Genomic DNA, 26636 nt, shown 5'->3' on the forward strand with positions numbered 1-26636 from the left:
TCTATAAAAATAAGCTTAATTTAAAGCGATTTAAGCGGATTAAATTCAAAATATAAGGTAGTAGATGTATTTAACAAAAAGTACTCTTAAATTAGCTTATATAGGTTAATTATAAATTTATATACTTTCGAAGATATATACCAGACTTGAATAGGCGTTAGTTCGTTTTGCCTGATAATTACTTTTAGTAGCTACCCAAAATGCTTTAAAAGGATTCTTGGTCGTTCTATTTTTTTCAGAAAGCCAACTTACATAATAAGCGTCAAATTTCAAAGGATGAGTTTTTACCAACTTTAGATCAAATTGTTTTAGAAGGGAAATTAATCCCTCTGGCGAGAAATGCCACAAGTGTCTTGGTACGTCATAAGCCGCCCAAAAAGATTGGTAGTATTGGGCATCATAACTGGTATAATTAGGTACAGCAATTATCAGTTTTCCATCTTGACGTAACAAATTTTTCATCTGCTCAATTTGAGCGGGTAATTTTGGTAAATGCTCCAATACGTGCCATAAACTTATTACGTCAAATTGCCCTTTTACTGCCGACAAATCTTTCTGTAACTTTATGCCTTTATCTTTTGACAAGACTCTTGCTTTATGATTCGGTTCTACCCCATTGGTATCCCAACCACGAGTACTCATAAATTGTAAAAAAGATCCTGTACCTGCGCCAATATCTAATATCCGGTTTCCCGATAGATTTAGATTTTCAATCCACTTAGCTTTCTTTTTGAGCATATGACGTTTTACCATCTGGTAAATTTTATCAAAAACACTAAAAGATGCATCGGTGTGAGAAATATAGTCTTCGCTACTATAATAGTTGGGTAATTTATCTAAAGCAGGTTGGGGTTGGGTAACTAAGATATTCTCGGTGGAATTAGCATACAATTCAAATGTTTCATTAGAAACGGTAAAATCTTTGGTTTCAAAAATTTTTCTTTGAGGCTCTAACAAGTTCATAATTTTATCGGCTTAATTTTTTCCGCAATCGATCTAAATTTTTGATTGCTATTTCTTTAGTTAGATCCTCTTGACCTAAAACATCATTCCCATTGGCATCCATCAAATAAATGCTCATATAATAATGGGTATTGTTTGCTCGAGCCCGTTTTCTTCTTCTGTCTACTTGCCTTTGATAATCTTGTTCTTTTTCCCATGTATCTCTATTATCATCATACAATAATTTATCTACCACTGGATTTAATAAATTAACCCTGGCATCATAGTCTGTTGTATAATGTAAGTATACGTTTATCGATTGATCTGGAACAATCCTGTTAGTTGTAAAATAATTTAAATTATCGGTTGCACTTTTTCCGAAATGATTGGCAATTTGCTGTCTTTGATTTTGAAGATTGCTATTGGTTTCAAAAACGTATCCGGTTAAATTAAAAACGCTTTTCTCTGGAGATTCTAACTCATAAAATTCTATTTCCCGAGCTTTTTTTAGATTAAAACAAGCACTTAAATTTAGCGATAAAAACAGTAAAATTATTAGTCTTTTCATAACATTGCCTTAATTGTTCCACGTGAAACAATAGAGTTTATCTTCCCATATAAACCAATAAAACCGAAATATCTGCGGGACTAACGCCACTCACCCTAGAAGCTTGAGAAACCGTTGTAGGTTTGATCTCCGATAGTTTCTGCCTTGCCTCCATCGACATGGATTGCAACTTAAAGTAATCAAAATTTTCTGGAATTTTTAAGTTTTCTAGCCGATTCAATTTATCTGCATTGTTTTTTTCTTTCTCGATGTAACCCGAATATTTAACCTGTATCTCTACTTGCTCTAAAATTTCGTCATCAAGTTGGTGCGCCTCTATGTAATCTTCAACTACTTTTACCGAACGCATAGTCTCTAAAGTCATTTTAGGTCTTGCGAAGATTTTAAACATCTTACCGGCTTGCTTCACAGGTGCAGAATTGTGCGCTTCTAAAATAGGATTCATCTCTTTTGGTGCAACGCTAGTATCTTTAAAAAACTGAACCATTTTATCAGCTTCTTCCTGCTTGTAATTCATCCGCTTTAAGCGAGCTTCACTAGCCAATCCTATGTCAAAACTTTTTTGAGTAAGCCTAAAATCGGCATTATCTTGACGTAGAAGCGTTCTATATTCGGCTCTACTGGTGAACATTCTATAAGGCTCTTCTGTACCTTTAGTTATTAAATCATCTATTAAAACACCAATATAAGCTTCATCTCTCTTTAAAATAAACTCTTCTCTTTCTTGGATTTTAAGCGCTGCATTAATTCCTGCCATTAATCCTTGACTCGCAGCTTCTTCATAACCTGTAGTACCATTTATTTGCCCAGCGAAATACAGGTGATCAACCAACTTGGTTTCCAGAGTATGCTTTAGTTGTGTTGGCGGAAAATAATCATATTCAATTGCGTATCCGGGTCTGAAAAATTTTACGTTTTCAAATCCTTTTACTGATTTAAGTGCGTTGTATTGTACCTCTTCTGGCAAGGAAGTAGAGAAGCCATTTACATAATATTCAACAGTTTTCCAGCCCTCTGGTTCTACAAAAAGTTGGTGCCGATCCTTATCTGCAAAACGGTTTATTTTATCCTCGATACTTGGACAATAACGTGGACCGACACTTTCAATACGTCCGTTAAACATAGGCGAACGATCAAAACCTTCGCGTAGCAGATCGTGAACCAAATTAGAAGTATAAGTCATATGACAACTACGCTGGTTTTTTAAAGGTTGTGTTACATCTAAATAAGAGAATTTAGCCGGATTCTCATCACCAGGTTGTTCAACCATTTTAGAAAAATCTAAAGAACGTCCATCCACTCTCGGAGGTGTACCGGTTTTCATTCTACCGGCTTCGAACCCCAATTCAATTAAGTCTGAAGTAATGCCAGTAGCAGCTCTTTCTCCTGCTCTTCCTCCCCCAAAGTTTTTTTCCCCGATATGAATAAGACCGTTTAGGAAAGTTCCGTTGGTTAAGATAACCGATTTGGCTTTTATTTTTAATCCTAATCCTGTTTTAACTCCTTTTAATTTATCTTTTTCTAACCAAATCCCTTCTACCATATCTTGATAAAAATCTAGATTTGGTGTTTGTTCTAGCATAAGCCGCCAATCTTCTGCAAAACGCATTCTATCACTTTGCACTCGGGGACTCCACATCGCTGGACCCTTGCTTTTATTAAGCATTTTAAATTGTATTGCACTGGTATCACTTACAATACCACTATAACCCCCCATTGCATCAATTTCACGTACAATTTGACCTTTAGCTATACCCCCCATTGCCGGATTACACGACATTTGAGCGATATTTTGTAAATTCATGGTAATTAAAAGTGTTTTACATCCCATGTTAGCCGATGCCGCAGCAGCTTCGCTACCTGCATGACCTCCACCTACAACAATAACATCATATTCTTTATCAAACATTCTTAACGCTTTTAATGTTCCACGTGGAACATATCAATTTTTTCATTCTCTTTTTCACGCATTATTCTCTTTTCAGCATCGGTCGCATCACCGTATCCGCATAAATGCAAAATCCCATGTGCCATAACCCGTTTAAGTTCATTTTCAAAACTAACCCCAAATTTTTCGGCATTCTCTTTTACTTGATCGGTAGAAATGTATATATCTGAAAACAACTCCCTACCTACCCTATAATCAAAAGTAATGATATCGGTATAGGTATCATGATTAAGATAGTCCTGATTAATTTTAAGCAAAAAATCATCATCGCAAAAAACATAATTAATTTCGCCTAGACGATGCTTTTCAGATAAGATAATTTGGTTAATCCAGCGTTCATATTTCTGTGGAAAAGGAAGCTGAAAATCGTTTTCGTTATTAAAATGAATCATTGGTATTCTTAAAATAATTACGTACTTTTTCTTCGTATTTTGGTTGCAAAGGTAAGCTTTGTCGATTTAAAATATCATCCATTTGGAAATATTCTTTAGCCTTTAAGGGAAGCCTATCTAGCTCATTCCTAAACTCCTTTTCATTAGTTGTTGCGGTACGTCTATTTTCTTGTTCCTGTTCTAACAAAGCTCCTTTAATTTGTATTAATTGATGTTGAATATCGCGCATTCTCCTTCCCGTCTCTTCGGTATAGCCTTGGGTTAAAATCTTCTTCTCAACTTCTTGCATTTTCCTTAGTAATCGATTCGCCTCTTTATCCATATTAAAGGACTCTAAAACATCTTCTAATTGAAAACGCAGTGCTTGTTGTTGTTTGTAAATTTCGAATATCTCTTTACTCATTTTTTCCGAATCGCCCAATATTCCAGACTTTCCGTCTTTTCCCTGCTCAGAATTAGAGTGTCCAGACTCGCCCTGTGCGCCTGCTCCTTCTTGTTCACCTTTTTGACCCTCTTGTCCTTTCTGCCCCTGCTTACCTTCTTGTTTTGAACCAGGTTTGTTTCCTTCCTTTTTACCCAGTTCTCCCTGTTTTTTAATAATAGTTTCTAATTGAAATTCTCCGTCTTGACCCTTGCCTTGTCCAGGTTTCGGTTTACCTTGACCCGATTTACCCTGACCCATCATTTGCATAGCTGATTGCATTTGATCTAAGCTTTGCGCAAGCATATTAGCCAAATCATTTGCCCCTTTAAAAACATACTGCATATTAGAGCTAGCATAGTTCACCTCATTTTCGGCTAAACGAGATAAAGCTTTATCTACCTTAGAATTTATACTCGTTATAACTTCATCTATTTTAGGTGAAATCATGGGGTTTCTGCTTGCCAATGCAAATAAACTATCGTCTATATGTTTAAAATTTTCCTTTAGCTTTTGTTGAGTTCTAATGCCTTTTAATAAAGCGTTTTGCACTTTAAATTCTTCTGATTGCTGTATTAGATCCTCTTGACTAAAGCTAAACCGTAATAAATTATGCAATAGCCTTTCTAACATTGCCGCATCTTCTTGCATTTGTTCTTGCTCCCCACTCTGCATCATTTGTTGCATTTTCTGGCTCATTTGCTGCATTTTTTGAGCCGCCTGACGTTGCTTCTTTTCGGCTTTACTCTGATTACTATTCTGTTGGGATTGCTCTTGATTTTCTGTATTCTCCTTCTGCTCTTCTAAAATATTCTCTGCCTGTTCTTGATCTTTTTTAATAGATCGTTCTAACACTTCAGAACGTTCTAATTTTAATGGCTTAATCAAGGCATCATTCTCTTTATGCAATTGATCAATGTTTTTCTGCCATTCTTCAAATTCATCATTTAACTCCTTTTGTTCCTCGGCCGTATTCTCCTCTTTTTTATAGCTTAATTCATTTTGTTTATCGGCTAATTCCTTCAAATCGGCAGCTAATTGTTCGGCTTTTTGCTCCACGTAAAACCGCTTGGTTAATTCCAATAACTCCGCTAGCTTTTTTTGTTGAGTCAGGTTGTTTTGACCCAATTTTTCCATCTTTTCATCTAAACGGTCTTTACGGATTTTATCTTGGTATTTTTCTAATTCTTTCAATAAATTATCATCCTTCTCACGGTCTTTATTCACTTCGTTTAAGCGCTCTTTTAAGGCTTCTTTTAGCAAGGAATTTTTTTCATTTTTATTCAATTCTTTTTCAAGTGATTTAGCAAACTTCTCCATCATTTCATTTTGTTGTTTTTCCCTTTCCGCTAAATTCTTTAATCTTTGCTTATCTTGATAGCTTAACTGAGCTTTTTCTCTTTGATCATCTTTTAGATTATTCAAATTAACTTGCTGTTTTTGCATTTCGTCTAAAGACTCACTCATTCCCGATATGGCTTGCTTTTGTTCGGTTAATGACTGTTCTTCCTTCTCTTTCTCAGATTGTACCCTATAGTTATAGACTTCACTCCTTGCTCTTTTAAAACCGTTTACTTCATCGTTATCTTTAACTTCAAAATAAAATTGATAAGCCTTTCCAGGTGCTAAGTCCAGTCCTTTTGGGAAGTCATAATAGAACTCGGCAAAGTTCTCTCCGCTAAAGGCAATAGAAATAGCTTTTTTCTTTTCTCTTTGATTTAAAGGATAAATAACCAACGCCAAATGGGCCAAACCATGATCATCTTGTATACTGCCTTTAAAATACCAATTATCAGTTTCTAAACTGTCTATTTGCCGTTGCATCTTAATCCGCGGAAGCTCATCTTTGACAACCTCAATCTTATAATTCATTCTTTCATATGAATCTATATAGGCATTACTGGTATATACTTCGTAGGATAAGTGCTCTTTAATATTATTCTTGTTAAAATAAAAAAGTCCCGCATCCTTAGTCATTGCTATTAAAGTGTCATTGGTGTTAAGACTAACAGCATCTGTATTCTCAGTGTTTAGCAACCATTTTACATTAGTACCTTCTGGTATTTTAGCATTACCCGTTCCCTTAACCGTTTTGTCCGATCTATTTAAATATGCAGGGTATTGCAATTGCATTTTAAAATCGATTAACTTGGGTACGGGACGTACCAGCAAGTCATAAGTATTTGAATAAAAACCATTGGCACCGAGTTTAAACGATAAATTCTCGGTAAGATTATCAAAATAAAATGTAAAGGTATTTTGATCTATTTTCTTAAGTAATTGTTTACGATCCTTGGTCAATAAGTGAACCGATTCTGGTAAAAGTTTACCATGCACTTTAACCTCTAGAGTAAAACTCTGCTTTTCAAAATGTTGTAACTGATTTTTATCTATGCTAAATTCAAAAGGTGCTGGTGGCGTAAATTCTTGGTTATACTGCACTACCCTGGCATAGCTTTGATTGAATGAATCTAGAGAATCTGTAACATAGATTATTGTAAAAATAAGGGCGGGCAAAATAGCCCACTTAGCGTAACTTAAACTACTTTTAAAACTAATAGCCTGTTGAAAGGGTATTGGCTTGAGTTCAATTGCTTTTTGCTCTATACTAGCAATCAATAACTTAGAGTCCTCTTTGCTTAATTTATTTTGTAACTGCAAAAGATTGAGCAGTTTATCATCTACTTCGGTAAAGTGTTTTCCTATTAATCGAGAAGCCTCTTCGTAGCTAATTCCTTGACGAATCCTAAAGAGTTGAAGTAAAGGAATACCTACTAATTTAAACAATAAAATAGCCTCTACACCTATAAAAATCCAAAATAAAAACTTCCGAACAAAAGGATTTAACCAAAGTGTATATTCTAAAAAAACAACACCCAAAAAATAAAGGATTCCAATACTAAAGAACAATAAAATTCCCTTTATCAATTCATTGGTATAATACCGCCTAATAAATTGAGTAAGTTTCTTTTCAATTACACTGAAGTGCTCCATTGTTACCTATACTTATAACTTATAAAAATATATTTTTTTCATGACATGCACTAGGCTTTTAACGCACAAGTATGCTCGAGCATTTCTTAAAATCAATATAGGTTGTATCTTTGCCAAAAAATAAAAGCTATGTCAAACCACGTAAGAGTAAGATTTGCACCCAGCCCAACAGGCCCTTTACATATTGGCGGCGTGCGAACGGCACTATATAACTATTTATTTGCTAAAAAACACCAAGGTGAATTCATATTACGCATAGAAGATACCGATCAAAATAGATTTGTACCTGGCGCAGAAGACTATATTATTGAGGCATTGAATTGGCTCAACATTCCTTATGACGAAGGGCCTAATAAAGAAAAAAATGTTGGTCCCTACCGACAAAGCGAACGCAAATCGATGTACAAGGAATATGCCGAGATTTTAATACAACAAAATAGGGCGTATTATGCTTTTGATACTGCCGAAGAATTAACAGAAGCGAGAGCTATAGCCGAGTCAAAAAAAGAAACCTTCATTTATAATTGGAGCAATAGACAATCGCTCAAAAATTCGCTTTCTATGCCAGCCGACGAAGTTCAGCAAAAATTAGAAGCGGGCGATCCTTATGTAATTCGATTTAAAACACCAGAGAATGAAACCTTACAGCTAACCGATGAAATTCGCGGAGAGATACAAGTAAATACAAAAGTATTAGACGATAAAGTACTTTTTAAAAGTGATGGCATGCCCACCTACCATCTCGCAAATATTGTAGATGATTATTTAATGCAAATTACCCATGTAATTCGTGGCGAAGAATGGTTACCGTCTTTAGCGCTTCACGTTTTATTATACCGATCTTTTGGTTGGAAAGCTCCTAAATTTGCTCATTTACCTTTAATTTTAAAACCTACAGGTAAGGGGAAATTGAGTAAACGCGATGGAGACAAAATGGGATTCCCCGTATTTCCGTTACGTTGGAAAGACCCTAAAACCGGTGAATATTTTAATGGCTATCGTGAAGATGGGTATTTACCAGAAGCGGTAATCAATATGCTGGCCTTTTTAGGTTGGAATGAAGGTGAAGGTTCTGAAAAAGAATTATACCAATTAGAAGAATTGGTTGAAGCCTTTAGTTTATCTCACGTATCTAAGTCTGGTGCCAAATTTGATCCGGATAAAGCCAAATGGTTTCAGCATCATTACTTACAAACACAAACTACTGAAAAATTAACTGAAGATTTTCAAAGAATACTCTTGCAAAAGGGAATTGAAGCCGATTTATCAGCGATTGAAAATGTAGTCAATGAAATAAAAGAACGCGCTACTTTTGTTCAAGATTTTTGGGACTTAAGTCATTATTATTTTCAGGCTCCAGCCGAATTTAACGCAAAAGCTTCTAAAAAGGCTTGGAAACAAGATACACCAGTTTTGATGCAAGAGCTTATTGAGTTATTAAGAAGTACAGAGGCAGAAAAACAAGAAGAATTGCAGACTGAAATAAAGGCATTTATTACGAATAAAGGTATTGGCTTTGGAAAGATTATGCAACCTTTACGCTTAAGCCTAGTGGGAGATATGATGGGTCCAGATGTATTCCATATTTTGGCTTTTATAGGGAAAAAAGAAGCCATTAATCGCATTCAATTTGCTATTCAACAACTAAAATAAATTCCTCCTACTCTATTCTAATAGCTCTTTTAAAAGACTGAATCAAGTTTTTTAAAGGAGCTATTTAATTAAGGAAAAATACTAAGCCTGCAGTAATAGTACTAGCGTTGGCTTTAAATTCCTTATCGGGGTTTTGTTGGTCTTTGCTTGGAGCCATAAAGTTAGAGAGACCATATTGGTAATTGAGAAACACTTGTATATTTTTTAATCCCATCATAATTCCGCCTTGAGCGATAAAATTAAAACGGTTTACTTCTTTAAATTCTGTAATACTTAAGCTGGGTTGAGCAACCAATTGATGATTTTTGTAACGGTTGTCATAATCTAATTTTGAGTTAAACTGTACTGCTGGACCTGCAAAAATACTTAAGTGGTTGGGTATCAAACTGTAGTTAAAAGAAAAATGTATTTGACCTGCTAAAAATTCATTTTTAACGTTTTCTTTTCTTCCTAAAAGATCAATAGCTTCTACAGAAAAATATTGTTTGAAAATATCAATTCCATAAAGAAATCCTGCATGTTTACTTAGATCAGTTTTAAAAATAAGTCCTACATTAAAGCCGAGCTCGTCTTGGGTTTCAAATTGATTTCCCTGTAAACCAAAGTAATTTAAACCAATTTTAAGTCCTAATTTATCGGTAGATTGGGAGATTGAATCTATTGGTTTTTCTATGTTTTCTTGACTATAAAACACTGCTGAAGAAAACAAGAAAAAGGCAAATAAAAATTTTTTCATAGGTCAAAGTAAAGGAAAATAAACTTATATTTAACTAAATTAAAAAATTATTACAATGGGAACATTTTTACTGGGCTTTTTATTCTTTTTCGGATTAATAATTCTTATTTCCGGAATATTCACCGTAAAACAACAAAGCGCTGCAATTGTTGAGCGTTTTGGTAAATTTTTGAGCGTAAGAAACTCTGGTTTACAAATTAAAATACCTTTAATTGATCGAATTGCAGGAAGAATTAATCTAAAAATACAGCAGCTAGATGTAATTGTAGAAACCAAAACGAAAGATGATGTTTTTGTATTATTAAAAATATCGGTACAATTTCAAGTTATACGCGATAGAGTTTATGATGCCTTCTATAAGTTAGAAAATCCGCAAAATCAAATCACTTCTTATGTTTTTGATGTAGTGCGTGCAGAGGTACCAAAGATGAAGTTAGACGATGTTTTTGAAAGAAAAGATGATATTGCCATTGCTGTAAAAGGTGAATTAAATGATGCTATGGTAGAATATGGTTATGATATCATTAAAACCTTAGTAACCGATATTGATCCTGATGTTAAAGTAAAAGAAGCTATGAACCGTATTAACGCTTCTGAACGCGAAAAGGTAGCAGCTGAGTATGAAGCTGAAGCAGATCGAATTAAAATTGTTGCTAAGGCACGCGCAGAGGCCGAAAGTAAACGTTTACAAGGTCAAGGTATAGCCGATCAAAGAAGAGAGATAGCACGTGGATTAGAGGAGTCTGTAGACGTACTAAATAACGTAGGAATAAATTCGCAAGAAGCTTCGGCTTTGATTGTGGTTACTCAACATTATGACACCTTACAATCAATAGGTGGTGAAACCAATACCAACTTGATTTTATTACCTAATTCACCACAAGCAGGAAGCGATATGCTAAATAATATGATTGCTTCTTTTGTAGCCTCGAACCAAATTGGTGAAAAAATGAAGGAACAGAATAAAGCCAAAGGGATTACCAATAAAAAACGAGATAATAATCAAGCCAACGAAAATTAAATCTCAAAAAAAAAACCGATTGAAAATTTTCAATCGGTTTTTTTTTTACTTTAAAGTCTCAGCCTATCTACCTAAAAGTTTACTAGCCGCCTTTATGATAAAAGCTCTTTTAACTACCGCAGAGAATAAAGAAGTAACCAAGGATACGGGTGAAAGATCTTCTTTAATTTCGTTGACACTGAGCTTAACTTTTTCTTTATCAATTTGTGTCTGTAATTTTAAAATTTTAAGATCTTCGTCTATTTGATTATAATCAGTATAAATTCTCATAGCTCTTTTTCGTTAGTTTGACTCAATTCCTTTTCTAATGCCTGATCAACAGTTTGTTTTAAATTATCGTCATTAAAAAACTCTTTAGATAATTTTTTTAGAATCAATTTATCAAAGAAATTTTTTCCTATGGTTAGAAAATAAAGTACCACTAGGGCATAAAAAGCCGCAACAATAAAATAACCAAGACTAAGAGCACCAATACTTTCTCCAATAAGTATAGCCATAGCCACAGAGAAAAAAGATAAAAAAAGCAGTCCAATACCACCTACCACCAGCAATTTAACCAGCATAGCAGATGTTCTACTCATTTTTTTGAAAATATCTAATTTATAGTAAGCAATCTGGCTCTCTATATAATTCTTAATATTTTCGTTGAGTTCATTAATATGATCAGATAAATGGTTTACCCCCATAATTAGGCGTTAGCTTTTTTACCTCCTGCTTCTTTTTGAAGTTGAGCATTTTTTTTGCGCAATTCTTCTAATTTAGCTTCCATAGCAACCAAAATATCGTCGGCTTTATAACTAGCAGAAGACAATGTTTCTTCTAGGCGGGTTTCAAAATTAGTTTTAGCTTTTTGAGCAGATTCACTTAAATTCTTTGAGGTTTCTTCTAATTGCTTGTCTAGTTTTGCCTTAGCTTTTTTGGCCTCTTTATTAATTTTTTTACGGGTGTTTACACCTTTATCGGGCGCGTAAAGTAAACCTAAGCCTGCTCCTATCGCTGCTCCTGTAATTAATGCTAAAATGGTATTTCCTGTATTTGCCATGATGATTAGATTTAAAATTTATAATTGCTCAAATTTAACAGAAAACCCATCATTTATGTGTTAATGATGGGTTAATAGTTTAAAATTTATTATAAATTATTTATTTATCAATCTTAGCCCAAGAGTCTCGTAAACCTACCGTTTTATTAAAAATCAATTGGTTTTCTGAACTATCTTGATCAACACAAAAATAACCTATACGTTGAAATTGATAATGCTCCAGCTCTTTTGCTTTTTGAAGCGCCGGCTCCACATATCCCGTAATCTTTTCTAAAGATTTAGGATTTATAAATTCTAAAAAGTCTTTTTCTTTATGAGCATCTGGAGTCGCATCGGTAAAAAGTCTATCATACAAACGAATTTCGGCCGGTACTGCATGTTTTATAGAAACCCAGTGCAAGGTACCTTTAACCTTTCGTTTTGATTCTGGAGTACCGCTACCGCTTCTACTTTTTGGATCATACGTACAATGCACCTCTACAATTTCTCCATTCTCGTCTTTAATTGCTTCGTTGGCCTGAATGATGTAAGCACTTTTTAAACGCACTTCTTTACCCAATTTTAACCTAAAGAATTTACGGTTAGCTTCTTCTCTAAAATCTTCTTTTTCGATGTAAATTTCACGAGAAAAAGGTATAGTACGTGTTCCTGCCTGTTCATCTTCTGGGTTATTCTCTGTTTCTAACCATTCTTCTTTCGCTTCATCATAGTTAGTAATAACTAATTTTAAAGGATCTAAAACACCCATTACACGGGTTGCGGTTTTGTTAAGATCTTCTCGAGCGCAAAATTCTAAATGACTCATATCAATTACATTTTCGCGTTTACCTACTCCAATAGTTTCGGAAAATTTTCGAATAGAGTTAGGTGTGTATCCGCGACGACGCAAACCAGAAATAGTAGGCATACGAGGATCATCCCAGGCCGTAACAATACCCTTTTCTACCAATTGGGCTAATTTACGCTTACTTACTACCGTATGACTTAAGTTTCTACGAGCAAATTCTCTTTGCTTTGGAACAAAATCATTGGTTGTACTGATTTGTTGTAAGAACCAATTGTATAATTCTCTGTGCGGAAGAAACTCAAGCGTACAAAAAGAATGCGAAATTTCTTCTATAAAATCGCTTTCACCGTGTGCCCAATCGTACATCGGATAAATCTTCCAAGCATCTCCAGTACGGTGGTGTGGTTTATGTAGTGTTCTATACATAACAGGATCGCGCATAAGCATATTAGGACTAGCCATATCTATTTTGGCGCGTAATACGTGCTCGCCCTCTTTGGTTTCACCATTTTTCATGGCTTCAAAAAGCTCTAAATTCTCTTCTACACTACGCTCTCTGTATGGACTAGAAGTACCCGCTTGGGTTGGGGTTCCTTTTTGTTGCGCCATAGCTTCAGATGTTTGACTATCTACATAAGCTTTACCGGTCTTAATAAGCATTACCGCCCAATCATACAATTGCTGAAAATAGTCTGAGGCATAGCATTCTTTTTCCCATTTAAAACCTAACCACTCTACATCTTTTCTAATGGCATCTACATAAGCGCTTTCTTCTTTAATGGGATTGGTATCATCAAAACGTAGATTTACGGGCGCATTGTAACGTAAACCTAATCCAAAATTTAGATTGATGGATGAGGCATGACCTATGTGAAGATAACCATTTGGCTCAGGTGGAAAACGAAATTTTAACTCCTCCTTTTTATATCCGTTTTGAAGATCTTCTTCTATGATTTGCTCTATGAAATTCAATGATTTTTTTTCTTCTGTCATAATCTTTAAAATGATAAGTAGCAAAGTTATCAAAAATTAAAATGTACTAGATTGTTCTCATGAAAGTATTTTAAAAATTTAGTCTCAAATACTTTCACTTGTTTTAGAGAGATTATATTTTGGAACTAAATTACCTATAGATTACCTATTAGTAGTTAATAGTTTAATTAAACCCTCAAGGATATTGAGGTAAGCTATTCGATTGTTTTAGATCTTTTGTAATAGGCTATTGGATATAGTATTAGTATAAGCATTACAATTGTAAATATTATCCAATCAATGATAAAGAAATTACTTTATTCTTCATCTTTTATAAAAACATATAATCCATTTAAATTAAATGGTGTTATAATTAAATAAAATATAAATGTGAATTTATTAAAAAGTAATTTATCTAACACCTCATTAATTTTCATAAAATGGCTTCTAATTTATTATCCAAAATAATTTAAAATACAAATATTCTAAAAAAAACATCATCCTAGCTGGAAGAACATTCTTTAAAAGAATAAATTCATTTAAAATTAAGTTGAAAAAATAAATGCTTGTATCTTCGTAAAAAAAATATTGTGGGGATTATAAAATTAAATAACATTCGCGTTTACGCACATCACGGGTGTTTAACAGAAGAAGGTAAAATAGGGAGCGATTATAGAGTAGATTTAAAAGTGAAAGCAGATTTAGCTCCATCCGCTTTAAGCGATGAACTTAGCGATACCGTAGATTATGTTCATTTAAACAAAATTGTAAAAGAAGAAATGGCCATTCGTTCTAAATTATTAGAACACGTGGCTCAACGTATTTTAGACCGTATATTTACTGATTTAAAACAAGTTACTAAAGCAGAAGTAAGTGTAGCTAAAGTAAATCCGCCACTCGATGGTGATGTAGCATCGGTAAGTATCACTTTAAAGGCTAAACGATAATTTGTTTTTATAGATTTTTTTTCATTACATTTGCACTGCAATGATAAGGTGCCGTGGCCGAGTGGCTAGGCAGTGGTCTGCAACACCATCTACAGCGGTTCGAATCCGCTCGGCACCTCAAATAAAGCAACAATTTAAATTGTTGCTTTTTTATTTTCATTTAATTATTCTTGCGGTAAAGTATATTCAACATCCTTTTCTAAGCTATTGAGCTCTTCGGGGAAAATACCTCTGCCCACCAGAACCAGCCCAAAAACGATAATGAGTAAACTTATTATTTTTTTAATAGAAATAATTCTTTTTGGGGTTAATTTATGATTCAGTCTTTTGGCTAATAGAATCTTTAACAAATCCACCACAAAATAACTCAATAATACACTGGCAAAGAAAACCAATAATTTATCGGGTTGCATATCTAATTGGGGACCAAAAATTATGATTAATCCCAGCCAAAATCCCAACACGCCAATATTCACAAAGTTGAGTAGAAATCCTTTTGCAAAAAGCCCAGCAATATCACTTTTTTTTAATTGGCGTACCTCATTATCATTATGTGTATTTACTGCTTTTTTGCCTTTTATATAAGTAATTAATCCATAGGTAATAAGAATACCTCCGCCAAAAATAAAAAGAGCAGGATCATCTTTAATACTGTTTAAAAGCTTACTGGTACTAAAGTAGGCAATGCATAAAAAGACAATATCGGCTACAATTACGCCTATATCAAAAGATATAGCCGCTTTAAATCCTTTTAGGGCTGCTGTTTCGAGTAAAACAAAAAAAACGGGACCCAATAAAAAAGCTAAAAAAAAGCCTAAGGGTATCGCTTTTAAAATAATATCTATCATACTTGCAAGCATCTATCTTATACAAAGGTAAGCAACTGATTTATTTTAAGGAGATGCTTCCGCCAAAGCTTGCCTTTTTATTCAGGCTTTTGGGTTTACCATAAATTAAGATATTACCCCCAGTACTGGCTTTTGCATCACAAGCTTCTGTGGCATGCACGTGCGCCAATCCCCCGGCATTAATTTCTACAGTAGTTTTTTTGCTTATTAAACCCTGGCCATCATACTCTCCACCTGTTCTTACTTTAACCATCTGGTCTTCTGCTAAACCCTTGGCAGTTAAAATTCCGCCGGTTACCGCTTTCAACCTTAAGGTTTTTACATCAACATCTACTACTTTGATTTCACTACCTTCTTGTACTTTTAGATGCAGTTCTGACTGATTTATTTTCTCTGTATAGATATAAGCACCTTCATTAGCATCTAAAGTAACAGGATTTTTAGCATAAACCTCTATTTGAATATCTTCATCTTCCCAAAGATTTTTTAAGGTCGATCTAATTTTTAGAACTCCTTCTTCTACAAATATTGAAATATCATCTGGACTTCCAGTTTTTATTTCAACTCGATTGGTTTCTGCTATTTTTACTTGTACGTGAATTTTACTAAAGACCTTTATCTCCTTGAATTCATCTACTTCAAAATTTCTTTGTGCATTTAAAATTTGTGGTTGCAAAATTGCCAACCATAAAATACTAAATATTCCTATTACATTTTTCATACTTATAAAATTAAGATTCGGCATGACCTAATAAGTGAAAATCAAGATGCCTTTTAATTACATCGGCTTCTTTAACTTTTACCAACACATCATCTCCTAATTGATACACCTTTTTAGAATTTCTTCCGACTACAGCAAAATTTTCTGGGTCATAATCGTAGTGGTCATCATTTAAATCGCGTAAACGTACCATACCCTCACATTTATTTTCTTGTACTTCAATATAAATTCCCCACTCGGTTACACCAGAAATAACGCCTAAAAAGGTTTCGTCTTGATGATTCTTCATAAATTTTACTTGCATATACTTGATCGAGTCGCGTTCTGCTTGTGTGGCAAAATTCTCCATGTCGCTACAATGATTGCATCGATCTTCATAAACTTCATCGTCTGGACTTGATTTCTGATCTAAATAATGCTGCAATAAACGATGCGCCATAATATCTGGGTAACGTCTAATAGGGGAGGTAAAGTGACTATATGCGTCAAAAGCTAAGCCGTAGTGACCGATGTTTTTTGTACTATAATAAGCCTTACTCATACTTCGAATGGTAAGCGTATCAACCAGATTTTGTTCTTTTTTACCTTGTACTTCTTCTAGCAATCCGTTTAAGGAATTTGAAATAGCTTTAGGACTACTCAAATTAAGTTTGTAACCAAATTTAGCGACTAAAGTCTCTAAAGAAGTTAATTTTTCATCGTTAGGTTCATCGTGACAGCGGTATATAAAAGTTTTCTTTGGTTCTTGTTTAGCGATAAATTCGGCTACTTTTTTATTTGCCAACAACATGAATTCTTCGATTAATTTATTGGCGTCTTTGGCAGTTTTGAAAAATACACCTAAAGGTTCATTATCTTCATCTAAATTGAATTTAACTTCAACTTTATCAAATGAAATCGCCCCCGATTGCATACGTTTTTTACGTAAAATTTTAGCTAATTTGTCTAGACTCAATATCGCTTCAACGACCTTGGAATCGGCTTCATAGCTTTCGCCTTCAATTGCAATCTCTGCCGGTATCTTACCCTGCTTGGTTTCAATAATATGCTGCGCCTCTTCATAAGCAAAACGGGCGTCGCTATAGGTGACGGTTCTCCCAAACCATTGATTTATAACTTTGGATTGTGCATTGAGTTCAAAAATAGCCGAAAAAGTAAATTTTTCTTCGTGAGGTCGCAAAGAACAAGCTTTATTTGATAAAATTTCTGGTAACATAGGAATTACACGGTCAACTAAATAAATAGAAGTAGCCCTTTCGTATGCTTCATCATCTAAAGGGGTATTGGGTTGTACATAATGCGAAACATCGGCAATATGAATCCCTATTTCTACATTTCCATTATCAAGAGTTCTAAAACTCAAAGCATCATCAAAGTCTTTGGCATCTTTAGGATCTATAGTAAAGGTTAGCACCTCACGTAAATCTCTTCTTTTATTAATTTCTTGCTGGGTGATACTTGTATCTAGCTGTTGCGCAAATGTTTCTACTTCTTCTGGAAATTCGGCCGCAATATCATTGGTTGCCAGAATTCCTTTCATTTCTGTTTCGTGTTCTCCTGGTTTACCCAAAACTTCTATGATTTTCCCTAGTGGTGAATCTCCTTTCTTCTTCCATTCTTGAAGTTCAACCAAAACCAACATTCCATTTTCTGCTTTATCCAGTTGATCTTTCCCTATAAAAATATCGGTATACATTTTCGTATCATTCACCACAACAAAACCAAAATTCTCTTGTTTGGCCAAGGTTCCTACAAATTTTGTTTTATTGCGTTTAACAATTTCAACCACTTCACCTTCGCTTCTTCTATTTCTTCTTTTGTTATAGATATAAATTTTTACCAAATCTCCATCTAAAGCTTTGTTAAGCTGATTATTGGGCACAAAAACATCATTGTCTTCATTTTCGAGCACAATATAAGCATCACCCTTTGAAGTCATGTCAACTACGCCTTGGTAATAATTATGCTGTAAATTGATTTGAAATTTTCCTCGATCAACAGCTAAAATATCTTTTTTACCAGCCAATTGATTGAGTTTCTTTATTATTTGATTTCGGCCTGAAGCATCGTTAACCTTTAATTTGGCAGCTATTTGTTTGTAGTTAAAGCTTTTTTCTTGATGCTCACGCAATATGCTTAAAATCTTTTGAGATAGATTATTTATTTTATTTTGAGAGGATTTTTTCTTTTTTCTTTTTGTCATAGTATCTATTTACTTGGATAAAAGTAAAGTATATAAACGAATGCTAAGAGTATTTTATATAAACTTTTGTATTTAAAATATAAAAAATAGCACAACTTTACTACTTTACATAAAGCTAACCATTAAATAACATTACAATAATGTTAAATAAATGCAAAAATATTGTATTTTTGAGGTATACATTACTAACAATCCATTTTTGATGTCTAAAAGTAAAAAATATCTTTTCTTATTTATTCTCATTTTTATTTTGGGATATCTAAGTATTTTCTTTTCGATTAATGCCATTTTCTAAATAGGTAGTTTTAGTCTATCTATTTTTTTAAGTTTAATTCGGGTTCTTTTTCGCTTTAGCCAACTTATCAACATTCTATAGTATTATTATTTTCTTCTTATTTAAATTAAAAAAAAAATGATGATTATTATTGTTTGTGAATAGCGGTATAATTTTACATATCATTTTTTTGATTTATCATTAAACACAAAACTTAAACTAAATTTCTTGCATTTGTTAATAGTAAAATATTGATTTATATAGTTTTCGATTCACTTATTAACAACTGTTAATAAGTGAATTCACAATAGAATGTTTATTAAAGATTTTGAAAAAACATGTTGATAAGTGTGAGATTACAGCATAAAACTTTTTTTAAAAAATAAATAACTTTACTTGACTTTGATAATTAAACGTTCATATTGAAATAAAAATGGAATAACCAAAAATAAGTTTTAAGAAAATATTAGCACTTATCAACAAAATGAGTGAATTATTAATTGCTTTAAGCTGAAGTGTTTATCATTTTTAATTAACACACCTGTAAATAGTCATTCTGGCTGAAAAACTTCATACCTTTGTCTCTATCAACAACACAAAATTTTATTATGACCATCGCAATTGGAAACGATCATGCCGGTACGGCATACAAAAAAGCCATTATTAATCATCTAGAGAATAAAGGAGTAAAAGTAATTAATCATGGTACAGACCACGAAGAGAGTGTAGATTACCCAGATTTTATTCACCCTGTTGCTCAATCGGTAAGTGAGCAAAAGGTAGATTTAGGAATAATTATTTGCGGAAGCGGTAATGGTGCTGCTATGACCGCTAATAAACATGCAGACGTGAGATGCGCTTTATGTTGGACCAAAGAGATAGTAGCACTAGCACGAGCACATAACGATGCAAATATATTAAGTATTCCTGCTCGTTTTACCAGTCTACCGCAAGCAATTGAAATGGTAGACACTTATTTAAGTACTCAATTTGAAGGGGGAAGACATCAAAACCGGGTAAATAAAATCGCTTGCCAATAATATGAGTCACCACCACGATCATAAACATCCTGTACTTTCAGGTAAGAATTTAAAAATATCTATTTTTTTAAATATACTCATAACCATTTCACAGGTTATAGGAGGCCTTATTAGCGGTAGCCTCGCTTTATTATCTGATGCTTTACATAATTTTACAGACGTGGTGAGTCTTATTATAAGTTTTTGGGCCAACAAAATGGCTTCAAAAAGTGCCTCTTTTAGTAAAACATTCGGGTATAAAAGGGCAGAAATTATTGCAGCATTTGTTAATGCCGCAAGCCTTATGGTTATTTCTGTCCTTTTAATAAAAGAATCCATAGATCGATTTATAAATCCACAAAGCATAGATTCTACTATAGTAATCGTGTTGGCCGCAGTGGCCATTTTAGGTAATGGGTTTAGTGTTTTACTGATGAAAAAAGACAGTAAAGCAAATATGAATATGAAATCGGCATATCTTCATTTATTAACCGATATGTTAGCTTCCGTAGCGGTATTATTAGGAGGTTTATTAATGCGTTTTTACGGATTTTATTGGATAGATAGTTTGCTTACTGCCGGTATTGCTGTTTACTTAATTGTAATGGGTTATGATTTATTAAAATCCTCTTTTAATATTTTGATGCTCTTTACTCCAGAATCTATTCGAACAGAAGAATTAGTAAAAACAGCTTGTAGTTTTCCCGAAATAAAAAATATGCATCACGTGCATATTTGGTCACTCAATGAAACCGAAATTCATCTCGAAGCTCATCTTGATTTTCATCACGATATTTCGCTTTCAAGTTTTAATGAAATATTAGAAGAACTAAAAGTATTACTGAACCAAAAATACGGTATTAATCATTTTAATCTTCAACCAGAATTTAATAAGAAGGATACCAAAGAAATAATTGTACAAGACTAAATATGCCTATTACTTTTTATCAAAAAACTTTCAGTCAACTTTCTTTAAATCAGCTGTATGCGCTTGCAAAACTTCGAGCTGATGTTTTTGTTCTCGAACAAAATTGTTTGTATCCAGATCTAGATAATAAAGATCAACGGGCTTTGCATATACTAGGTTATAAAGATAATGAATTGGTAGCTTACGCTCGTTGTTTTAAACCCGGACTTTATTTTACTGAAGCTAGTATTGGCAGGGTTTTGGTTGCAAAAAATCAACGTAAAAAAGCTTTTGGCCAACAACTTATGCACCAAGCCATAAAGGCAATAGCATCACACTACTCTACCTCTTCAATTCGAATCTCAGCACAGCTTTATTTGTTAGAATTTTATACCTCCTTAGGATTTGTAAAAACAGGAGACTCTTACTTAGAAGATGGGATACCGCATATCAATATGCTTTACTATAAATAGCTTAAGCTATATAGACCCATAAAGTCATCTATTTTTTTTACTTTTGCAAACTATTTTAAAAAACGAGCTTTCAGGTTGATTTTCAAGTGATAAAGCCCATTACCTTATGAAAAAAGTACTCAATTTATTTGACTTTAAGCAAAAAGTAAATTATAGAACAGAAATATTAGCCGGTTTAACCGTAGCTATGACAATGATTCCAGAATCGCTGTCTTTCGCCATTTTAGCAGATTTCCCTCCGCTAGTGGGTTTATATGCGGCTTTTATAATGGGATTAATTACCGCCATTTTTGGAGGTAGACCAGGTATGGTTTCTGGCGGTGCTGGGGCTACCGTAGTGGTATTAATCGCATTAATGCAATCGCATGGTTTAGAATATGTTTTTGGAGCGGTAGCTATTGCAGGAATTATACAAATTTTGGTAGGGCTTTTTAAACTAGGTAAATTCATTCGATTGGTTCCACAACCCGTTATGTTTGGATTTGTAAATGGTTTAGCGGTAATTATTTTTATGTCGCAGCTAGAGCAATTCAAAATTAAAATGAATGGAGAATATACTTGGCTCACAGGAACACCATTTTTAATTATGGCGGGTCTTACCGCACTAACCATAGGTATTATCCTAATTTTACCAAAAATAACAAAAGCTGTTCCTGCTTCTTTAGTAGCTATTTTGGTTGTTTTTATCTTGGTACTAGTCTTCAATATAGATACTAAACAGGTTGTAGATATTGCCTCAGTAAGCGGTAGTTTGCCTCCATTTCATATTCCTGACATTCCATTTACCTTAGAAACGCTTAAGATAATTTTGCCCTATGGTTTAATAATGGCGGCAGTAGGTTTAACCGAAGGACTTCTTACTTTAAACCTTGTAGATGAAATTACCAATACCAAAGGAAATAGCAATAGGGAGTGCTTAGCGCAGGGTGCTGCCAATATTACCAACGGTTTTTTCTTTGGAATGGGAGGTTGCCCTATGATTGCGCAAACTCTAGTAAATCTATCTTCTGGTTCTAGAGCAAGATTATCGGGTATTGTGGCGGCCTTAACCATATTAGTAATAATATTAGTTGGAGCTCCTGTAATAGAATTAATTCCAATGGCGGCTTTAACTGGCGTTATGATTATGGTAGCTTTTGGTACTTTTGAATGGGCAAGTTTTAAGGCACTTTCAAAAATGCCTAAACACGATATATTTGTTATGCTCGTGGTAACTTTTATAACCATTATTTTGCATAATTTAGCCTTAGCTGTACTTATTGGTGTTATTATATCAGCCTTAGTGTTTGCCTGGGAAAGCGCTAAACGAATACGTGCTCGAAAATATGTAGATGAAAAGGGAGTGAAACATTATGAATTGTACGGACCTTTATTTTTTGGTTCGACCACGGCTTTTACGAGTAAATTTGATGTAGAAAATGATCCCGATGAAGTGATTATTGATTTCGCCGAAAGTAGAATTGCAGATATGAGTGCGATCGATGCCGTAAACAAACTAACCGAACGCTATTTAAAACAAGGTAAAAAAATACACCTCAAGCATTTAAGTCCAGACTGTAGAAGACTTTTACATAATGCAGAGAAAATTATACAGGTGAATATTATTGAAGACCCCTCTTATACCGTAATGGGGAGTAGCGAAGTAAGCTAATTTCTAGCCGATAGGCCACCAAACTACAAAAATAAGCTCGATTTGATCGAGCTTATTTTTTACCCATAAGTAAGATGATTTCTTATTTTGAGCAAGAAATTCAACTTCTTCTAATTGTTTGTTGTAATCTACCCAATTCACATCTAAATGAGGAGATATACTCCAGTCTTTTTTAAAGGGAGAATAATACAATTTATCTCTAAAATACGTATCACTTTTGAAGCTATTTAAATCTACGTAAGTACCCGAAATACAGTTAGGATTTAAATATGGTAAAATGGACTTATTATATCCTTTTGGTAAGAAAAGATGCGCTTTAAAGTGAGCATATTGATTCTTAATTTGATTGGGGTTAATCCCCAATTTTTTTAAAAAATACTGAACGCTATGATTTTGTAAAAGCGGAAGCTGATGGTTTTTTAAGTGATCTAATTTCCGTAATAAGGAATCTTTTCGGTTAGCTCCCACCCAAGCTTCAAGCGGATTTTGAATACGGGTATCAAGTAAATAAAATTTATAAACTAGCTCCACGTGCAAAAAATCACCAGTACTTAAATCTTTCAGTAAAAAATCAATCTCGCCTAAGGTTATTTTATCCTCTATTATTTGTAGGTTGCTACCCAACATATCATAGCGGTTAGATAGATTTATTTCAGCCTCAAAAAAGGCTTCAGCGCGCTTACCTAAAACTAATTTATCGGGAAGTGCTGCTAATTCTTCAGCTTGTATAAGGTTTTCTTTAGTGGGAAGTTTAAAAAAATCTATTCCGTAAAAGGAATCTGGTAAAATTAAATGATGAGCTTTTTGATAACCCAAGAATTGTAATTGATTTTTATACCTCTCGCGCATATTTATAAATTAAGCTTTATTTAAAATATCGGCGTAAGCTTTAGTATCATTTAAAATGCGTTTGGCTTCTAAAATTTCGGAATTGTGTTTTGAAAAATATTCATAGGCTCCTTTTTCATAAAAATAATTCGATAATAACTGCTTATTTATCCAGTATAGTATCTCTTCTTTTTGTCTTTCAATAGCTTCGGCTTTTGTGTTTTTAAGCTGAAGTTCTAAATTGCTTAGTGCTTCATTCAGTTTTGTAGCCATTCCTTCTTTTTCGGCTTGTTCTTTAAGCTTTTTTAAATCTTTTTCAGTGTTGGTCTCATAATTAAATTCGACCTTTTTAAGATATTGGTTAAATGCTTTAAAAATAGTAGAGTTTTTAGGATAAGAATTCATATTTACCCCTTTGTTATTAAGGTAATATTGAGTGCTAAAATCAAATATCAAATCTTGGTCTAGTAGCGCCTGGGTGATAGGACTTACTAAAGAAGAAGCTAAACTTACGTCTGGTGTTATACCTCCTGCATCATAAACTATTCTTCCTGCTTTGGTTTTAAATGCCTTGTGCTTCTTATTTTCTTTAGCCTGGCCGTTTTTGCTATAATCTAAGGCTTGAATACATCTTCCGCTAGGGGTGTAATACCGTGAAATGGTTATTTTAACCTGAGAACCATAGCTTAAATTTTTAGGGCGTTGTACCAATCCTTTACCAAAACTTTTGCCTCCAATAATCACTGCCCGATCTAAATCTTGTAAACTACCTGCAACAATTTCGCTCGCAGAGGCACTTTTTGCATTGATAAGTATGGCTAAGGGTATTTGTGTATCTAAAGCTTCATTTTTAGTTTTATAACTCTGATTGTATTTATCAATATTAGACTGGGTATAGGTAATCAAAGTGTTTTTTGGTACAAATAAATTAGCAACATTTACCGCTTCACTTAACAATCCGCCTGGGTTGTTTCGTAAATCTAAAATCAATCTTTTTGCGCCTTGATCTATTAAATCTTTTGCCGCCATTCCTACTTCAAAAGAAGCAGTTCTCGTAAATTCTTTAAGTACAATATACCCGTTCGCTTCTTTATCTAAAATATAAAAAGGTACCGCCTTTTCTTTTCGAGCAGACCTTTTTATTTGAGCCTCATAAATTTTGCCTTGGCGTTTATACGCAATATTCACACTGGTATTAGCCGCCCCATTGAGTAAGTTGATAGCATTATCTGCATACTCACTTATTGCAATATCATTTATTCGTACTAATTCATCGCCGGGTTGTAATCCAGCTTGATCTGCTGGGGCATCTTGGGTTAAGGCTACAACAATTAATTTGTTCTTGTTACTTTTTATACGTGCCCCAATACTGGCCACCTCACCCGATTGATTGATACGTGCTTGTTCAACCTCTTGTTGATTATAATACTGGGTGTAAGGATCTAATTCACGCAACATAGCTGTTAAAGCTGTATCCATTAATTCTGCAGGATTGGTTTCATCTACATAATTCATGGTTATTTCTTTAAAAACAGAAGTAAAAAGTTCTATTTGCTTGGCTATAGCAAAAAAATCATTTTTAAATCCCGATGTAAGTATAAAAATACCTACCAGCGTTATTCCTATTATTCCTTTTTTCATGAATATTTTGCTTTAAAAAGTTGATTGCAGGAGCAAACCTGTCGGGTAAATATAAGCAAATAAAATTCAAGTATAGATTAGATTTTTAGTAGCGCTTAAAGCTAAACTTTTTTATTAAATTCGATTAGAAGCTGCTGCATTGCTTTTGAAATAGTGGTAGAAGTCTGCTTTCTATTACCTAAAAAAATAAACAAGATATGATAGTTTTTATGCAGCTTAATCTGATCTTTTTGTAACCGGTAAGCTTCGCGTATTTGCCTTTTGATACGATTTCTGTCTACAGCAAGTTTAAAGTTGCGCTTAGGAACGCTAACCATTATTTTTGGAGCATCTTGATCTTTTTTTAAAGCAGGCTTATATACCATTCTGAGCGGAAATTTTTTCTGCGTTTCTCCATTTTCAAACAGAGCTTTTATAGCTGTCTTACTTTTTAAACGTTGATCTTTTCCTAAGGTTTTTTTCATACTGTAAATATAACAAGTAAATAAGCTGCCTCGATTAAAATTCAAATTTAAGTTGTTTACCCATAATTGTTGTTGGTTCTTGCTTTACGGATGCATGTCCGGGCTTTTTTAAATTAGTTATTGATATTCCTACTAAACGCACCGAATTTTGCAATTTTTCTTGATACAAAAGTGTCTTTGCATTTTCGAGAATAAGTGCTTTATCTCGAATGTAAAAAGCTAGGGTTTTACTTCTAGTTTGTACACTAAAATCGCCATATTTTATTTTAAGAGTAATGGTTTTGCCTGAGAATTTATTTTTGTCTAGGCGCTGAGCTACTTCTGTAGCAATTTGGCTTAAGCGTTCTTCAAGAAAAATTTCAGAACTAATATTATTTGAAAAAGTGCGCTCGGCACCAACAGATTTACGTATTCGCTCTGGCTTCACTTCACTTAGGTGCACCCCTCTTACAACTTGGTAATATAATTTACCGCTTTTCCCAAAATGATTTTCTAAAAATTCTAGTGATTTTAATTTTAAATCTGAACCCTTAAAAATTCCAAGCTGATACATTTTTTGTGCGGTAACTTTACCAACACCAAAAAACTTTTTTATTTCTAAATCTTCTAAAAATTGTTCAACTTCCTCGGGAGGTACAGTTTTTTGCCCGTTAGGCTTGTTTATATCACTAGCAATTTTAGCTACAAATTTATTAATTGAAATGCCTGCAGAAGCATTAAGCCCAGTTTTCTCTTTTATTTCTGTTCGTATTAACCGGGCAATTTGTGTTGCGCTACCTAAGTCTTTTAAGTTTTCAGTGACGTCTAAATAAGCTTCGTCAAGCGATAAAGGCTCGACTAAAGGCGTATAATTTAAAAAGATGCTGCGTATTTGCGCAGATATTTCTTTATAACGTTCAAATCGTGGTTTTACAAAAATTAAATCCGCGCAAAGCTTACTAGCTAATCTACCACTCATCGCGCTTCGAACCCCAAATTTACGGGCCTCATAGCTGGCGGCGGCCACCACACCTCTTTTACCGCCACCGCCTACTGCAATGGGTTTATCTTGTAAATCTGGATGATCCAGTTGCTCAACAGAGGCGTAAAATGCATCCATATCTATATGTATTATTTTGCGCTCTTTTGTCATGCTACAAAGTTAGAATAAGAAATAATGATTTGCTAACAAAGCATTTAGCAAT

The 26636-nt window shown here is 33.8% G+C and carries 24 protein-coding genes and 1 tRNA gene; 8 read left to right on the top strand and 17 right to left on the bottom strand.

Features of this window, described 5'->3' with window-relative positions; genetic code table 11:
* Window positions 1-117: 117 nt before the first annotated feature.
* The 5 genes from ACH2AZ_RS02925 to ACH2AZ_RS02945 are packed head-to-tail and all read right to left on the bottom strand — an operon-like array spanning window position 118 to window position 7265.
* A complete protein-coding gene (locus ACH2AZ_RS02925) occupies window positions 118-963 on the bottom strand; it encodes a class I SAM-dependent methyltransferase (protein ID WP_394906570.1) in 846 nt (281 codons plus the stop codon).
* A gap of 4 nt (window positions 964-967) precedes the next feature.
* Window positions 968-1510: a hypothetical protein gene (locus ACH2AZ_RS02930; protein ID WP_394906571.1), complete on the bottom strand. Its 543-nt coding sequence runs from the start codon at window positions 1508-1510 to the stop codon at window positions 968-970.
* A 37-nt stretch (window positions 1511-1547) separates the two neighbouring features.
* Complete coding sequence (gene mnmG, locus ACH2AZ_RS02935) at window positions 1548-3419, bottom strand: tRNA uridine-5-carboxymethylaminomethyl(34) synthesis enzyme MnmG (RefSeq protein ID WP_394906572.1); 1872 nt, start codon at window positions 3417-3419, stop codon at window positions 1548-1550.
* 11 nt (window positions 3420-3430) lie between these two features.
* The gene (gene ybeY / locus ACH2AZ_RS02940; protein ID WP_394906573.1) at window positions 3431-3850 is read right to left on the bottom strand and encodes an rRNA maturation RNase YbeY; all 420 of its coding nucleotides are present in this window, start codon (window positions 3848-3850) and stop codon (window positions 3431-3433) included.
* Complete coding sequence (locus ACH2AZ_RS02945) at window positions 3837-7265, bottom strand: hypothetical protein (protein ID WP_394906574.1); 3429 nt, start codon at window positions 7263-7265, stop codon at window positions 3837-3839. The genes ybeY and ACH2AZ_RS02945 overlap by 14 nt, the downstream gene beginning before the upstream one ends.
* Window positions 7266-7394: 129 nt before the next feature.
* Here ACH2AZ_RS02945 and gltX point away from each other — a divergent pair, with 129 nt between their 5' ends.
* Complete coding sequence (gltX, locus tag ACH2AZ_RS02950; RefSeq protein ID WP_394906575.1) at window positions 7395-8918, top strand: glutamate--tRNA ligase; 1524 nt, start codon at window positions 7395-7397, stop codon at window positions 8916-8918.
* Between the two features lie 64 nt (window positions 8919-8982).
* Here the strand turns inward: gltX and ACH2AZ_RS02955 are convergent, their stop codons facing one another.
* On the bottom strand, window positions 8983-9654 hold the full coding sequence (locus tag ACH2AZ_RS02955) for a hypothetical protein (protein ID WP_394906576.1): 672 nt from the start codon (window positions 9652-9654) through the stop codon (window positions 8983-8985).
* Window positions 9655-9709: 55 nt separating this feature from the next.
* Between ACH2AZ_RS02955 and ACH2AZ_RS02960 the strand changes: the two genes are divergently transcribed.
* Entirely contained in the window at window positions 9710-10675 is a 966-nt protein-coding gene (locus ACH2AZ_RS02960) for an SPFH domain-containing protein (protein WP_394906577.1), read from the top strand.
* A 63-nt stretch (window positions 10676-10738) separates the two neighbouring features.
* Here the strand turns inward: ACH2AZ_RS02960 and ACH2AZ_RS02965 are convergent, their stop codons facing one another.
* From ACH2AZ_RS02965 to ACH2AZ_RS02980, 4 genes are all read right to left on the bottom strand, one after another.
* Complete coding sequence (locus tag ACH2AZ_RS02965; RefSeq protein WP_147861836.1) at window positions 10739-10945, bottom strand: DUF6327 family protein; 207 nt, start codon at window positions 10943-10945, stop codon at window positions 10739-10741.
* Window positions 10942-11361 carry a phage holin family protein gene (locus tag ACH2AZ_RS02970; protein WP_394906578.1) on the bottom strand — a complete coding sequence of 140 codons (420 nt, stop codon included), beginning with the start codon at window positions 11359-11361 and terminating at the stop codon, window positions 10942-10944. The genes ACH2AZ_RS02965 and ACH2AZ_RS02970 overlap by 4 nt, the downstream gene beginning before the upstream one ends.
* 2 nt (window positions 11362-11363) lie before the next feature.
* Window positions 11364-11717: a YtxH domain-containing protein gene (locus ACH2AZ_RS02975; RefSeq protein ID WP_394906579.1), complete on the bottom strand. Its 354-nt coding sequence runs from the start codon at window positions 11715-11717 to the stop codon at window positions 11364-11366.
* 100 nt (window positions 11718-11817) lie between these two features.
* Window positions 11818-13497: a glutamine--tRNA ligase/YqeY domain fusion protein gene (locus ACH2AZ_RS02980; RefSeq protein WP_394906580.1), complete on the bottom strand. Its 1680-nt coding sequence runs from the start codon at window positions 13495-13497 to the stop codon at window positions 11818-11820.
* A gap of 569 nt (window positions 13498-14066) precedes the next feature.
* Between ACH2AZ_RS02980 and folB the strand changes: the two genes are divergently transcribed.
* Both folB and ACH2AZ_RS02990 read left to right on the top strand, forming a co-directional pair.
* Window positions 14067-14423: a dihydroneopterin aldolase gene (gene folB, locus ACH2AZ_RS02985; protein WP_394906581.1), complete on the top strand. Its 357-nt coding sequence runs from the start codon at window positions 14067-14069 to the stop codon at window positions 14421-14423.
* A 47-nt stretch (window positions 14424-14470) separates the two neighbouring features.
* Window positions 14471-14541: transfer RNA gene (locus ACH2AZ_RS02990), tRNA-Cys, on the top strand.
* A gap of 46 nt (window positions 14542-14587) precedes the next feature.
* On the opposite strand, the gene ACH2AZ_RS02995 is transcribed toward ACH2AZ_RS02990, so the two are convergent.
* Genes ACH2AZ_RS02995 through rnr form a run of 3 tightly spaced genes read right to left on the bottom strand, consistent with a single transcriptional unit; the run spans window position 14588 to window position 18195 of the window.
* On the bottom strand, window positions 14588-15271 hold the full coding sequence (locus ACH2AZ_RS02995) for a LysE family translocator (RefSeq protein ID WP_394906582.1): 684 nt from the start codon (window positions 15269-15271) through the stop codon (window positions 14588-14590).
* Between the two features lie 40 nt (window positions 15272-15311).
* Window positions 15312-15992 (bottom strand): head GIN domain-containing protein, encoded by a 681-nt coding sequence (locus ACH2AZ_RS03000; protein WP_394906583.1) that lies wholly within the window; start codon window positions 15990-15992, stop codon window positions 15312-15314.
* A 10-nt stretch (window positions 15993-16002) separates the two neighbouring features.
* A complete protein-coding gene (gene rnr / locus ACH2AZ_RS03005) occupies window positions 16003-18195 on the bottom strand; it encodes a ribonuclease R (RefSeq protein WP_394906584.1) in 2193 nt (730 codons plus the stop codon).
* Window positions 18196-19077: 882 nt separating this feature from the next.
* Between rnr and rpiB the strand changes: the two genes are divergently transcribed.
* From rpiB to ACH2AZ_RS03025, 4 genes are all read left to right on the top strand, one after another.
* Window positions 19078-19509 carry a ribose 5-phosphate isomerase B gene (gene rpiB, locus ACH2AZ_RS03010; protein WP_394906585.1) on the top strand — a complete coding sequence of 144 codons (432 nt, stop codon included), beginning with the start codon at window positions 19078-19080 and terminating at the stop codon, window positions 19507-19509.
* A 1-nt stretch (window position 19510) separates the two neighbouring features.
* Window positions 19511-20416, top strand: coding sequence for a cation diffusion facilitator family transporter (locus ACH2AZ_RS03015; protein ID WP_394906586.1), 906 nt, complete (start codon window positions 19511-19513; stop codon window positions 20414-20416).
* A 2-nt stretch (window positions 20417-20418) separates the two neighbouring features.
* Entirely contained in the window at window positions 20419-20868 is a 450-nt protein-coding gene (locus tag ACH2AZ_RS03020; protein ID WP_394906587.1) for a GNAT family N-acetyltransferase, read from the top strand.
* 106 nt (window positions 20869-20974) lie between these two features.
* Window positions 20975-22519 (top strand): SulP family inorganic anion transporter, encoded by a 1545-nt coding sequence (locus ACH2AZ_RS03025; RefSeq protein ID WP_394906588.1) that lies wholly within the window; start codon window positions 20975-20977, stop codon window positions 22517-22519.
* A 3-nt stretch (window positions 22520-22522) separates the two neighbouring features.
* Here ACH2AZ_RS03025 and ACH2AZ_RS03030 read toward each other — a convergent pair whose 3' ends face one another.
* The 4 genes from ACH2AZ_RS03030 to dinB form a co-directional block, all read right to left on the bottom strand.
* Window positions 22523-23368: a DUF1853 family protein gene (locus ACH2AZ_RS03030; protein ID WP_394906589.1), complete on the bottom strand. Its 846-nt coding sequence runs from the start codon at window positions 23366-23368 to the stop codon at window positions 22523-22525.
* A gap of 9 nt (window positions 23369-23377) precedes the next feature.
* Window positions 23378-24988 carry a S41 family peptidase gene (locus ACH2AZ_RS03035; protein WP_394906590.1) on the bottom strand — a complete coding sequence of 537 codons (1611 nt, stop codon included), beginning with the start codon at window positions 24986-24988 and terminating at the stop codon, window positions 23378-23380.
* Window positions 24989-25089: 101 nt separating this feature from the next.
* A complete protein-coding gene (gene rnpA / locus ACH2AZ_RS03040; protein ID WP_394906591.1) occupies window positions 25090-25452 on the bottom strand; it encodes a ribonuclease P protein component in 363 nt (120 codons plus the stop codon).
* A 34-nt stretch (window positions 25453-25486) separates the two neighbouring features.
* Window positions 25487-26584 (bottom strand): DNA polymerase IV, encoded by a 1098-nt coding sequence (gene dinB, locus ACH2AZ_RS03045; protein WP_394906592.1) that lies wholly within the window; start codon window positions 26582-26584, stop codon window positions 25487-25489.
* Window positions 26585-26636 lie beyond the last annotated feature (52 nt).

It is taken from the genome of uncultured Mesonia sp. (genome assembly GCA_947499595.1).
GTDB lineage: Bacteria > Bacteroidota > Bacteroidia > Flavobacteriales > Flavobacteriaceae > Mesonia > Mesonia sediminis.